The 13,178-nt window shown below is 53.0% G+C and carries 14 protein-coding genes; 12 read left to right on the top strand and 2 right to left on the bottom strand.

What is annotated here, in order from left to right:
• Positions 1 to 18: 18 nt before the first annotated feature.
• The 12 genes from pcnB to IM314_RS09825 all read left to right on the top strand — a co-directional run bounded on the left by pcnB (position 19) and on the right by IM314_RS09825 (position 11,377).
• Complete coding sequence (gene pcnB / locus IM314_RS09880) at positions 19 to 1,416, top strand: polynucleotide adenylyltransferase PcnB (protein ID WP_028015552.1); 1,398 nt, start codon at positions 19 to 21, stop codon at positions 1,414 to 1,416.
• A complete protein-coding gene (folK, locus tag IM314_RS09875; protein WP_045631648.1) occupies positions 1,413 to 1,892 on the top strand; it encodes a 2-amino-4-hydroxy-6-hydroxymethyldihydropteridine diphosphokinase in 480 nt (159 codons plus the stop codon). Before pcnB ends, folK begins: the two co-directional genes overlap by 4 nt.
• Positions 1,893 to 2,015: 123 nt before the next feature.
• Positions 2,016 to 2,807: a 3-methyl-2-oxobutanoate hydroxymethyltransferase gene (gene panB, locus IM314_RS09870; protein ID WP_041911213.1), complete on the top strand. Its 792-nt coding sequence runs from the start codon at positions 2,016 to 2,018 to the stop codon at positions 2,805 to 2,807.
• Between the two features lie 11 nt (positions 2,808 to 2,818).
• Entirely contained in the window at positions 2,819 to 3,670 is an 852-nt protein-coding gene (panC, locus tag IM314_RS09865; protein ID WP_041911214.1) for a pantoate--beta-alanine ligase, read from the top strand.
• Between the two features lie 33 nt (positions 3,671 to 3,703).
• Positions 3,704 to 4,084: an aspartate 1-decarboxylase gene (gene panD, locus IM314_RS09860; protein WP_003856284.1), complete on the top strand. Its 381-nt coding sequence runs from the start codon at positions 3,704 to 3,706 to the stop codon at positions 4,082 to 4,084.
• Positions 4,085 to 4,403: 319 nt separating this feature from the next.
• On the top strand, positions 4,404 to 4,988 hold the full coding sequence (locus tag IM314_RS09855) for a fimbrial protein (protein ID WP_041911215.1): 585 nt from the start codon (positions 4,404 to 4,406) through the stop codon (positions 4,986 to 4,988).
• Positions 4,989 to 5,088: 100 nt separating this feature from the next.
• Complete coding sequence (locus IM314_RS09850; protein WP_227008579.1) at positions 5,089 to 5,778, top strand: fimbrial chaperone; 690 nt, start codon at positions 5,089 to 5,091, stop codon at positions 5,776 to 5,778.
• A gap of 53 nt (positions 5,779 to 5,831) precedes the next feature.
• Complete coding sequence (locus tag IM314_RS09845) at positions 5,832 to 8,438, top strand: outer membrane usher protein (RefSeq protein WP_041911217.1); 2,607 nt, start codon at positions 5,832 to 5,834, stop codon at positions 8,436 to 8,438.
• Between the two features lie 27 nt (positions 8,439 to 8,465).
• Positions 8,466 to 9,029: a fimbrial protein gene (locus IM314_RS09840; protein WP_041911218.1), complete on the top strand. Its 564-nt coding sequence runs from the start codon at positions 8,466 to 8,468 to the stop codon at positions 9,027 to 9,029.
• 18 nt (positions 9,030 to 9,047) lie between these two features.
• A complete protein-coding gene (locus IM314_RS09835) occupies positions 9,048 to 9,608 on the top strand; it encodes a fimbrial protein (RefSeq protein WP_045631169.1) in 561 nt (186 codons plus the stop codon).
• 23 nt (positions 9,609 to 9,631) lie between these two features.
• The gene (locus tag IM314_RS09830; RefSeq protein ID WP_072201797.1) at positions 9,632 to 10,234 is read left to right on the top strand and encodes a fimbrial-like protein; all 603 of its coding nucleotides are present in this window, start codon (positions 9,632 to 9,634) and stop codon (positions 10,232 to 10,234) included.
• A gap of 24 nt (positions 10,235 to 10,258) precedes the next feature.
• Positions 10,259 to 11,377, top strand: a complete 1,119-nt coding sequence (locus IM314_RS09825) for a fimbrial protein (protein WP_157844798.1) — start codon at positions 10,259 to 10,261, stop codon at positions 11,375 to 11,377.
• 1 nt (position 11,378) lies between these two features.
• On the opposite strand, the gene IM314_RS09820 is transcribed toward IM314_RS09825, so the two are convergent.
• The gene (locus IM314_RS09820) at positions 11,379 to 12,626 is read right to left on the bottom strand and encodes a polysaccharide deacetylase family protein (RefSeq protein WP_193358637.1); all 1,248 of its coding nucleotides are present in this window, start codon (positions 12,624 to 12,626) and stop codon (positions 11,379 to 11,381) included.
• Positions 12,627 to 12,689: 63 nt separating this feature from the next.
• Positions 12,690 to 13,130 (bottom strand): PTS sugar transporter subunit IIA, encoded by a 441-nt coding sequence (locus IM314_RS09815; protein ID WP_041911222.1) that lies wholly within the window; start codon positions 13,128 to 13,130, stop codon positions 12,690 to 12,692.
• Positions 13,131 to 13,178: the final 48 nt, after the last annotated feature.

Here is a 13,178-nt window from a genome sequence, read left to right as displayed (position 1 = left end):
CACACTACGAGGTGTACCATTTTTACCCGAGTCGCTAATTTTTGCCGTAAAGTGCTAAGCCGCGAAGAGAGCATGGCGAACGACGCTATTGCACAGCCACACATGTCGGTTATTCCGCGTGAGCAGCACAATATTTCCCGCAAAGATATCAGTGAAAATGCCCTCAAAGTACTCTATCGTCTGAATAAAGCGGGCTACGAGGCCTATCTCGTTGGCGGTGGGGTGCGTGATTTACTGCTGGGCAAAAAACCGAAAGATTTCGACGTGACGACCAGCGCCACGCCCGAGCAGGTGCGTAAATTATTCCGCAACTGCCGTCTCGTTGGCCGCCGTTTCCGTCTGGCTCACGTGATGTTTGGGCCGGAAATCATCGAAGTGGCGACCTTCCGCGGCCACCACGAAGCGGGTGCATCCGACCGCACCACGTCACAGCGCGGCCAGAACGGTATGCTGCTGCGCGACAATATCTTCGGCTCTATCGAAGAAGATGCCCAGCGTCGCGACTTCACCATCAACAGCCTTTATTACAGCGTGGCGGATTTCACCGTGCGTGATTACGTCGGCGGCATGCAGGACCTGAAAGAGGGTCTGATCCGCCTGATCGGCACGCCGGAAACGCGCTATCGCGAAGATCCGGTGCGCATGCTGCGCGCCGTGCGTTTTGCCGCCAAGCTGAACATGCGCATCAGCCCGGAAACCGCAGAGCCGATCCCGCGTCTGGCGACGCTGATTAACGACGTGCCGCCTGCCCGCCTGTTTGAAGAGGCGCTGAAGCTGCTGCAGGCCGGCTACGGGTTCGAAACCTACAATCTGCTGCGCGAATACAACCTGTTCCAACCGCTGTTCCCGACCATTACCCGTTACTTCACCGAAAACGGTGACAGCCCAATGGAGCGGATGATTGCGCAGGTGCTGAAAAATACCGACACCCGCATCCATAACGATATGCGCGTGAACCCGGCATTCCTGTTTGCGGCAATGTTCTGGTACCCGCTGCTGGAAACGGCTCAAAGAATCACCCAGGAGAGCGGCCTCGCCTATTACGATGCCTTCGCGCTGGCCGCGAACGATGTATTGGACGAAGGGTGCCGCACGCTGGCTATCCCAAAACGTATTACCACGCTGGTGCGCGACATCTGGCAGCTTCAGCTGCGCATGTCCCGCCGTCAGGGCAAACGTGCCTGGAAGCTGATGGAGCATCCAAAGTTCCGCGCCGCCTTCGACCTGCTGTCGCTGCGTGCGGAAACTGAACGCAATCAGGAGCTGCAGCGCCTGGCGCAGTGGTGGGCCGAATTCCAGGTTTCCGCCCCGCCGGAGCAGAAAGATATGCTGACCGGGCTGGATGAAGAACCTGCCCCGCGTCGCCGTCATCGTCGTCCGCGCAAACGCGCACCGCGTCGTGAAGGGACAGCATGACCCTCGCGTATATCGCCATCGGCAGCAATTTAGCCTCTCCGCTGGAGCAGGTTAATGCTGCCGTACAGGCGCTGGGCGAGATCCCACAGACCCGGATCGTAGCGGTCTCCTCGTTCTACCGCACCCCGCCGCTAGGTCCGCAGGATCAGCCTGATTATCTGAACGCTGCGGTGGTGCTGGAAACTACCCTTGATGCCGAAACGCTGCTGGATAACACCCAGCGCATCGAACTGCAGCAGGGGCGCGTACGCAAAGCCGAGCGCTGGGGACCGCGCACGCTGGACCTCGACATTATGCTGTTTGGAGATGAGGTCATAAACACCGAACGCCTCACCGTTCCGCATTACGACATGAAAAATCGCGGGTTTATGCTCTGGCCGCTCTTTGAAGTTGCCCCCGATCTCATCTTTCCGGATGACATCCCACTCAAGTCCATTCTGGACAGCCTCAAAGCGGAAAAACCTGCCCGCTGGTAACACTCTTCCCTTATCGATTAACCATTAATATTTTGTGGCTAATCGGTTACCTAAAATCATTGTTCCCTCGAATGTTACTGTTAGAATGCGCAAAGATTCGCTTTTGGGCTATCAGGAAACAGTATGAAACCAACCACCATCTCCTTACTGCAGAAATGCAAACAGGAAAAAAAACGCTTCGCCACCATCACCGCGTATGACTACAGCTTCGCCAAACTGTTTGCCGAAGAGGGTATCAACGTCATGCTGGTCGGAGATTCGTTAGGGATGACGGTACAAGGACATGATTCCACCCTGCCGGTCACGGTTGAAGATATTGCATATCACACCCGTGCGGTACGCCGCGGTGCGCCAAGCTGCCTTCTGCTTTCCGACCTGCCGTTTATGGCTTATGCCACGCCAGAGCAGGCATTTGAAAACGCGGCGGCAGTGATGCGCGCTGGCGCTAACATGGTCAAAATTGAAGGCGGCGCCTGGCTGGTGGAGACGGTGAAAATGCTCACCGAACGCGCCGTGCCGGTGTGTGGTCATTTGGGCCTGACCCCGCAGTCCGTCAACATCTTTGGCGGGTATAAGGTGCAGGGCCGCGGCGACGCAGCGCAGACGCTGTTTGAGGATGCCCTGGCGCTGGAAGCCGCAGGCGCCCAGCTGCTGGTGCTGGAGTGCGTGCCGGTTGAGCTGGCGAAACGCATCACCGACGCACTCTCCATTCCGGTGATTGGTATTGGTGCAGGCAACGTGACCGACGGTCAGATTCTGGTGATGCACGACGCCTTTGGTATTACTGGCGGGCATATCCCGAAATTTGCCAAAAATTTCCTCACTGAAGCGGGCGACATGCGCGCTGCGGTCAGGCAGTATATTGCCGACGTTGAATCCGGTGTTTACCCGGGTGAAGAACACAGTTTCCATTAAGGAGTCTCGTTGTGCTAATCATTGAAACCCTGCCGCTGCTGCGCCAGCATATCCGCCGCGCGCGTCAGGAAGGTAAACGTATCGCACTGGTCCCGACCATGGGCAACCTGCATGACGGCCACATGAAGCTCGTCGACGAAGCCCGTGCGCGAGCAGATATCGTGGTGGTCAGTATCTTCGTGAACCCCATGCAGTTTGACCGCGCCGACGATCTGGCACGCTATCCGCGCACTCTTCAGGAAGATTGCGAAAAGCTTAAAAAACGTCATGCGGATATCGTGTTCTCTCCGGCACCTGCCGATGTGTACCCGCAGGGTACGGAAGAGGCGACCTATGTGGATGTCCCGGGGATTTCGACCATGCTGGAAGGTGCAAGCCGTCCGGGCCATTTCCGCGGCGTTTCCACCATCGTCAGCAAGCTGTTCAACCTGGTGCAGCCGGATATCGCCTGTTTCGGTGAAAAAGATTTCCAGCAGCTGGCGCTGATCCGCAAGATGGTTGCCGATATGGGTTACGATATCGAAATCGTCGGCGTGCCGATCGTACGAGCCAAAGATGGCCTGGCGCTCAGCTCACGCAACGGTTACCTGACCGCCGATCAGCGTAAAATCGCGCCGGGCTTAAGCAAGGTGATGAACACCATGGCAGAACAGCTGCTGGCGAAAGAGTTGGCCGCAGAAGAGATCGTCGCCCTTGCAGAGCAGGCGCTGAACGACAAAGGCTTCCGCGCTGATGATATTCAAATCCGCGATGCTGATACCCTGCTTGAGCTGACGGAAACCAGCAAACGCGCGGTGATTCTGGTGGCGGCATGGCTCGGCCAGGCACGCCTTATCGATAATAAAGTGGTTGAGCTGGCGTAGTTCTTTCACCCTTGATAATTATAGGTATACGTAATGATTCGCAAAATGCTGCAAGGTAAGCTTCACCGAGTGAAAGTCACCCAGGCCGACCTGCACTATGAAGGTTCCTGCGCCATTGACCAGGATTTTCTCGACGCGGCGGGTATTCTCGAAAATGAAGCCATTGATATCTGGAATGTGAATAACGGCAAGCGTTTTTCCACCTACGCGATTGCCGCCGAGCGCGGGTCTAAAATTATCTCCGTCAACGGCGCGGCGGCACACTGCGCGGACGTCGGCGATATCGTTATTATCGCCAGCTTCGTCATGATGTCTGACGAAGAAGCGCGCCGCTGGCAGCCCAAAGTCGCTTATTTTGAAGGCGACAACGAGATGAAACGCACCGCGAAGGCGATTCCAGTTCAGGTTGCCTGATTTTTAAAGGGCTGTGGTATTATCACAGCCCTGAATAATAAACACCGCCCCAAAAATATTTATTTTAATAGTGAGCCAGACCTCACACATTAAAATCCATATTGCATTCAAAATACACCCCCTGCCAATATAGAAAGCACTAACAATTAAACACAACCCTTTGATTCCCTCGTCAAAACAAACATCTTTAAATTTACTTCATTCATTTTATAGCAAAACTTATTTAAAACCACCATGAAACAATAATATATTGAGCCAGTTTTATGCGTTAACCATAAACATCATGAATGATACTTTTTAATAAATGGATATTTAAAATATGTTCAAGAAAACAATTCTGGCTACAAGTGTCGCTGTATTAGCACTGGGTTCTGTTTCTGCAATGGCTTCTGACGTTGGCCTGATTACATTCGATGGCGCAGTAACCGATACCACCTGCGTTATTACCTCTAATAACGGTGTTGATGCCAACAACGTAACGCTAACTCTGCCAGTGGTCAAAAAAGCCGATGTAGAAGGAACCACTGTTGATGCAGGCGTAGGTTCAAAAGAGTTCGAACTGCACCTGAGCAAATGCCCGGAATCCCTGACCAAAGCGTCTGCCACCTTTACCTCTCAGCAGTTCGCTGAACTGTCTAACGGTACGCTGAAAGCTGACCCAACCGTAGCGGGCCATGCCAATAACGTCGCTCTTGCGCTGTACAACAACAGCTCAACCAGCACCGACCGCATCAAAGTGGGTCAGCCGAGCAATAACACTCAGAAAGCCACTCTTACCGCAGGCACGGGTACTCTGGCTTACCGCGTTGCTTATGTCCCTGCAGCAAACTGGGTCGCCACCACCAATCCAGTCAGCGCCGGTAAAGTCAGCAGCAACGTGACCTTTACCATGACCTACGAATAACAATTGATTGTTATTTCATGCGCTCACGGATGAGGTGGGCGCATTTCTTATTTAATGGATGAATATTATGCGCCCTTTTAATACCTGTATTACTGCACTCATGGTTTGTGCCGCTGTGACCGTTTCCCACGCAGCTTATGCCGACATTGTCATTTCAGGCACACGAGTCATTTACCCGGCATCCGCTAAAGACGTCACCGTGAAAATGGAAAACCGCGGCAATAAGCCATTATTGGTACAAACCTGGCTCGATGATGGCCGCGACACAACGAACCCTCAAGAACTCAAACTGCCGTTTATCGTCACGCCACCGGTCTCACGTGTCGATCCTGCCAAAGGACAGACGGTACGTATTACCTGGCTTGGCCAGCCGTTGCCAACAGACAGAGAGAGGTTGTACTGGTTCAACGTGCTGGAAGTACCGCCTAAAGCAAAAGCTTCTGAAGAAAATCAAAACATGCTGCAACTAGCGTTTCGCACACGTATTAAAATGTTCTTCCGTCCGGACGGCCTAAAGGGCGACCCGGCAATAGCCGCAGCACAATTGAAATGGTCCCAGCAGGCAAATGAGCTGGTGGCTAAAAATGATTCGCCATTCTACGTCTCCGTCGCCAAAATCGAAACGACCGTCGGCGGGAAGAACATCGAAATAGAGCCGCACGTGGTTGCGCCCTTTACCAGCCAGTCCTTCAGCCTTAAACCAGGCGATTCCGCACGCATTACGAAATTAACCTATACCTCGATTAATGATTTCGGCGGCGCAGAGAAACACGACGCCCCGGTTAATTAAAAATATTAAAAGTTTGCCCATAAATATTAGCAGCTAATGGATTAGTGATAGCAATGTTATTTCGCCCCTCAATTCTTTGTATTGCCATATGCACAGCATTTCAGTCTGCATCCTTCGCGGCTGAAGAAGTTGCTACGCCATCGTCGGGTAATGAAGAGGTCGAATTCAACGATCAGTTCCTCTTTAATACAGGAAACAGTATTGACGTGAGTCGTTTTTCACACGGAAACCCTATCGTACCCGGCACGTTTAAAACTCAGCTAATTTTGAATGGGCAAAAAAAAGCGCTGACAGACTTTACCTTTAAAGATAATGCTACGGTGCGTGCTGCCCCCTGCTTCACGCCAAAAGTATTGATGCAAATGGGCATTAAAGCGGATGCCCTGCAAAATGCGGTAGCCAACAAAAAGCCTGGAGAGAGTGATGAAACGGTCTGTATTGATATCAACAAGGCCTTCCCGGGTGCGTCCTGGGATTATAACTCCGGCTCACAGGAATTAAGCCTTAGCATGCCGCAAATTTATATCGAGCGGCACCCTGGTGGCTATGTTGATCCTTCTCTTTGGGAAGACGGTATTACTGCAGGCATGCTCTCCTACGACCTCAACGCATGGCATTCGGACAGCACAGACGGTGGGCGCGACACCGCTTATGCAGGGTTAAAGTACGGTATCAACATGGGCCCCTGGCGTTTACGCTCACGCGGCACGCTGAACTGGGATGACGCAGAGGGTACCGACTACGCCAGCCAGGATATCTACCTGCAACGCGACATTACGCCATTGCGCGCTCAACTCTTGCTGGGTGATTCCTATACCCGCGGCGACACCTTCAACTCCATCAACCTGCGTGGCGTGCGCATGTATAACGACGATCGCATGTTGCCCGGGGGGATTTCAACCTATGCGCCCGTTATTCGTGGCGTCGCTAAAAGTAATGCGAAGGTCACAATTTCTCAAAGCGGAAACAAGATCTATGAATCGACGGTCCCACCGGGTGCGTTTGAAATTAACGACCTCAGTACGACGGGCTACGGTAGCGATTTGGTTGTCACCATTGAGGAGTCTGACGGCAGCGTGCGCACCTTTTCCGTCCCCTACTCTTCGGTCAGCCAGATGCTTCGCCCCGGATACAGCCGCTGGGACATTGGCGTGGGTGAGCTGAATGACAACGGACTGCGCGATAAGCCGCGTCTGGGCTATGCCACGGGTTATTACGGCCTCAGCAACATTTTCACCGGCTATGCTGGCTTCCAGTATATGGATACGGGCTATTACTCCGGGCTGCTCGGTATTGCCGTGAGCACAGGCGTAGGTGCTTTTGCGCTGGACGTAACGCATTCAGATGCAGACATCGACGGCATCGGCAATCTGACGGGGCAAAGTTACCGTCTCTCCTGGAGCAAACTGCTGGAAGAAACCAACACCTCCTTCAACGTGGCAGCGTATCGCTTCTCAACGGAAGACTACCTGACCCTCAATGATGCGGCATCGCTGACGGAAAGCATTAAATATCGTGACAGAGGCCGTAATCCGGATCATTCGGACAGCGATGTGTATAACCATTTCCAGCGAATGAAAAATCAGGTGCAGATCAACGTAAGCCAGCCGTTGTCGTCAGGAAAAACGGATTATGGTTCGCTGTATATGACCGGAAGCTGGCAGGACTACTGGTCAGAATCGGACTCAACGTCCCAATACTCAATCGGCTACAACAACGCATTCTGGTTGGGCAGCTACAGCGTATCGCTCCAGCGCAGCTACAACGAGTATGGCGATAAAGATGACAGCGTCTATCTGAACATCAGCATTCCTCTGGAAAACCTGCTGGGCCGCGGTAAGAAGCCGGGCGGTTTCTCCAGCGTGAACATGAGCGTCAACTCGGATTTCAAAAACAACTCGACCCTCAATGCCAGCGCGAACGGGAACACAGACGATTACCGCTTTAGCTATAGCGTTAACACCAGTTCCAGCCAGGGTGACAGTAGCGATCTTAACCAGATTGGCGGCTACGGCAGCTACAGCAGCGCGTATGGGCCGCTCAGTATATCGGCCTCCGCCACCGACGACAGTAGCCAGCAGTACTCCCTGAGCTACAGCGGCGGCATGGTGCTGCATTCCGGTGGCATCACGCTCTCCTCGGGCAGCATCGGTGATACCGATACTCTGGCGCTGGTCAGCGCGCCGGGCGCGAAAGGCGCGCAGCTTTCCATTGGCGATGGAGTCATCGGCAGCTCAGGCTACGCGATCATGCCGTATCTGTCGGCTTACCGTGAAAACACCATCGGCATTGATATTTCTAAGCTGGAATCTGATGTGGAGGTGAAGAGCACCAGCTCAATCGCTGTACCGCGCAGCGGTGCGATTGTGCGCGTGGATTTCGAAACCGACCAAAGCCGCTCGCTGCTGCTTGATTTGCACCGCTCTGATAACGGCTTTATTCCGCTGGGCGCTGACGTTCTGAATGAACAGGGGCAATCCGTCGGCTCTGTAGGCCAGGCCGGGCAGGCTTATGTACGCGGTGCGGAAAATAGCGGTCATCTGCGTATTGTCTGGGGCAGTGATGTAGAAAGCGCGTGCACCGTGACCTATACCCTCACCCCTTCAGCCAGGAAGGTGGGTCTGACAACCATGCTGGATAACCAGACCTGTCAGATGTAATCGTTTTTTAACAAGGAGTTAATTTTAATGAAGAAAACAAGCCTAAGCGCGTTGCTTTTCGCGGCACTCAGTTCGCAGGCAATGGCAACGTCCACCAATCTGGATGTGACTTTTACCGCAACTCTGCGTGAAACCACCTGTGATATGGCCATCGAGGGCGGTACCGGCGACGGAAAAAATAATACGATTCCGATCGGTGCGGCAGGTAAAACGGCCCTGTCGGACATTATCAATAAAACAGACGGCGCCAGCACCGCGTTTAAGTTAAAAATTACTGACTGTCCGTCGAGCCTTGCAGCACTGAAGACGACAATTTCAGGCTCGAAATCAGGATACCTTGATACGGCCATCTTAAATGGTGCTACAGCCGGACCAGCTGATTATATGGGGGTCTCCATCGCACGCGCGTCAGCACCTACAGCGCCATTTACCATTAACTCAACTGACGATGCGAAACGCTTAGTCTGGACCACGGCTGAAATTAACAGCAAAGAAGTTCCTCTGGTTGCCCGTCTTGTGGAAACCAAATCCGGCCTGGCGACAACCGGCAGCTTCAGTGCTATAGCCACATTCAACTTCGAATACCAATAAGCGGAAGGAAACGCGACGATGATTAAAAAATCTTTCCCCCTGATTGCACTGGCTGTCTCTGCGGGTCTGTTTAGTGCGGCATCACATGCCATTACCGGCACAAGCAGCGTGCAGGCGACATTTACCTCCACCATTGAAGCGGGCACCTGTACCGCACAAATCCAGAATGCCGGAGGCCAGCCAATCAGCACCCTGGCATTTGGTGACGTCTTCAAATCCGATCTGGTTGCCCAGACGCGCAGTGAACCTTTTAAAATCGCCTTTAGCGGCTGCGCTGGGGTGAAATCTGCAACCGTACAGGCCACCAAGGGAACGGGAGGCAGCTGTTCCGGCGCAGCGTTAACGGGTGACTCTTTTGCTGGTGGGCACGAAACTGGCTTTGAAGTGTGGAAAGGCACAGCCGGAACAGGAACGCTGTTGAGCTGTAACACCACGCCCGTGCAGAACGTCACCATCAGTGGCGCAACGGCAAATGTCGATATGGCCGCGCGTATCGTTATCGCTAGCGGTAAAACGATCGCCGATGTCACCACGGGCGACGTCAGCGCGCCGGTGACGTTTGTTGTGACTTACCAGTAATACTGAGCAAGGGCAGAGCAGTCATGTCGCATCCCTATAGAAAACGAGTTTTCGGCAGATATACGCTTCTGGCCGGGCTTATAAGCTGGCACTGGTCTGCCCCCTGCCTGTCCGCAGAGGCAGGCATGGACGTTACGCTTAACGCCAATATTGTTGAAAACACCTGTCAGGTTTCCATTCCTGGCGATGGCAAGATCCACCTGCCTATTGTAGGCAAAAACTGGTTCTACAACGCGGACGGCAGTACGCGTCTGCAGCCGAGCGATGCGGCTTCCGGTACGGCGTTTACGGTTAAGGTCGACAGTTGCCCAGGTGAGGGAACCCAGGTTAACAGGCTGAAATTCAGTTTTCAGCCGCAAAGCAAAACATGGCCAGCCGATAGTCGACAGATCTTTATTAATGAAACATCCGTTGATGAAGGCGGCGCGGCCAATACCGGCGTGGTTATTTTTTCAACCGACCTGAATACCAACGTGCTTAATACCGATGGCAGTTCAAGCGTTGTATTGAATGCAAAAACTGTATGGGCGACAGAATATGATTTCTACGCCCGCTTGCAGAATTTCGGCCCGGTCAGCGCCGGAAAAGTGACCAGTCGCGTGCTGGTCAACGCCACATATGAATAAATCAGAACAGGAAACAGGATGAGAATGTTCAGAAACATGACAGGACGTTGGTCTTTTCTCTCGTTTATAAAAATGGCGCTTGTAGGCTGGCTAAGTTTACAAGGGCAAGCATGGGCAAAGGAGTGTAAATTTTCCGACGGTGGGGGCGGTACAACCACCCTCGTAAACGGCAGCTATCCACAGGGCATCCGCTGGGCCGCCTGGGATGGCGTGAGTAACATGCGAGAACTGGCCACGTTCGAACTCAACCTTAGCCCGACGCTAACATCAAAATGTACATTCGCAGGGAATGATGGACAGCAGTTAAAGGAAAAAGATCCCAACGACTATACCTACCTTCATGGTCGCGGCCCTCAGGTTGACGGCGGTATGGGTAACTATTATTCCACCAATATTGAAGGCGTTGTATTTTCAGTGAAAATATTCTCCAGCGCAGGCGGGGGCTATTTTGGTGATGGGAATATGGAACCTAGCGGTTGGTCGACACTGGTTAGTCCCGGCCCTGATTACTACTGGGACAATCAAACCTGGAAAGCTAAAGTGACAATCTGGCAGGACGCCCGAGAGTTCCTCTATGCTAACGGCAACCGGAATAATAATCGCTACATTACGCCCGCGGCATCGTTTCCGCTGGGGCAGATGGCGATTGGCACACCTACTGACAGTAATAACCAACCCTGGACATTTATGGTCACACCCACAACCTTCCAGGTTCCCATCGTGACGTCGACCTGCCAGACCGCACAGCTGGATAAAGGCAATAACATCGATCTGGGCGAATACATGATGTCTGACTTTAACGTATCGCCCCGCACCACCAATTTCCGGGTGCAAATTTTGGGATGCGATAACGTCTGGGCGGTGGATGTAAAACTCCAGGCAAACAAAACCACGGGTTCACAGAATGAATTGCTGGGGAACACGCTGACGGGAGGCGCCGAAGGAGTGGGGGTTCAGCTTTACGCTTACAACTCAACGCCGTTACCGCCTAACGGGCTTGCTTTTACGCGTTATACCACTGCGACAGCGCCAGGGTCCGATTTCGGCATGATGGACTTTTCCGCCCAGCTCGTAAAAGACGGTAAACCGATGAAAGCAGGCGAATTTAAAGCCGTCGCGACCATCAACCTCTCCTACTATTAAGCTACCCCTGCGGCTGATTGCTGATCAGCCGCGACATCGTCTCCAGCGAATCCGTTCTTAATATATACAGGCGTTTCAGTAAGAACGGATTATCCCCCGGCTTCACCTTCCCTTTCACCGTGGTCACCGCCAGATGGAAACCGGCGTCGTTTGCCGCTTTTATCGCTTTATTGTCATAGCCACCAAAAGGATACGACAGATAAAGCACCCGCGGGTTGAACTGCGCCAGCGCGCGGCGGGAGCGCTCAAAATCAAACAGGATCACATGATAGCTGCGGCTCAATAATATGGGGTGTTTATACCCATCCACGCGATGCAGAAAGTGGGTGTGAGACTGAATGTCAAAGACATCCTGGATACTCTTGATCTCCTGGACGCTCATAAACTGCAGTGATTTAGGATCCCACTTCTGCGCATGGCCTTTGATACGTGACGAAATGATAAACGCCGTGGCGTTGAAGCCATATTCTTTCAGAACAGGGTACGCATAGCGGCTGACCGATTTCAGGCCATCATCAAAGGTGATCACCACCGCCTTAGCGGGCAGGTTCATTTTATTACGCACATACCCTTCCAGCTGATACATCGTCAGCGTGGTGTAGCCCTGGTCGCGCAGCCAGGCCATCTGGTTATTGAACGCCCTTACGCTGGTGGTCGTGGAGGTATGTCGAAAGCGCGTGTTTTCTTCATCACGCAAAATATGATGGTAGGTGAGGACCGGAAGCCCGTTATCTTCCTGCGCATCCAGGCTGCTGATCCATGCCAGGCGGTTGCCGATGCGGATCTGATACCAGGTCTGGTTCAGGCGATCTTTCAGTTTAGTCAGGATCGGATAGCGGAGGTTGGCGCTTAGCGTGCCAAAAGGCGCGCTGCCGCTGCTGGGGGCGTTAAAGACCGGCGTATCTTTCCAGGTAATCAGGTTCTGGTTACTGAGCGGCTTGTTCAGATCGCCCAGGCTGTCTTCAACGCGCTGTTTTCCCTGCACCTCATCCAGATGTCCTTTATCAATAAATCCGGTTCCGAAGCCGAAGCGAAATTCGTAATAATCGGCGGCAGTGGGAACAACGGCTAAGATCTGCCCGGCGCGGATATTGCCGACGTTCACCACGTCGTTACCTACCTTAGCCCAAATGGCAGCATCTTCAGTGGTTTGCATATATCGGGCGGGAAGCCCTTGCTGACTGATCAGACTGGCAGATGCGCCGCCGGATATCAGCAGTAACAGCAGGAAAACAACGCGCATGAGCATGGGATATAAATCGATACGGGAAATCAGTCGCCATTGTAACAAATGCGACATCAATACCAACGTTTAATGCTTATACAGATCGTGAAGCAGGACGAAAGGCGGGTTTTTCTGCTGCTGATGCCACAGGCTACTTAAGCCCGGAACCTGCATATTAACGAGGGTATTGCGAAATTCGGCGCTGCTCAGCGTCTCACGCAGCGGGTACATCGCTTCCAGCAGCGCATAGCTGATGCCGGAAATAACTTCGCAGTTTTCGTGCTTGTGGCTTAACAGCGCGGCGGAACGATAAGGCGCCGCGCCGGACTTATCGGTCAGAAAGATCACGCCATCGCCCGTGTCGGTTTCATGCAGCGCATCGCACATCATGCGGCTCAGCATGTTGGTGCTTAAACCGCGCCAGTAATTCACCGCACGGCATTGCGCCAGCGGACCAAATTTAGCTTCAAGCTTATCCAGCATATCCTGCGCGTGTTCATCGTGGCAGGTGATAACCCATCCCAGCATATCGTCTCTCCTTAGCAGGCGAGTAGTTTATCCAGGTGAAGGTTAGTT

Origin of the sequence: Enterobacter cloacae complex sp. P42RS (genome assembly GCF_014930595.1) — a bacterium.
GTDB lineage: Bacteria > Pseudomonadota > Gammaproteobacteria > Enterobacterales > Enterobacteriaceae > Enterobacter > Enterobacter bugandensis.
Note: the sequence above shows the minus strand (reverse complement) of the source record. Positions and strands in the feature narration are given on the sequence as shown.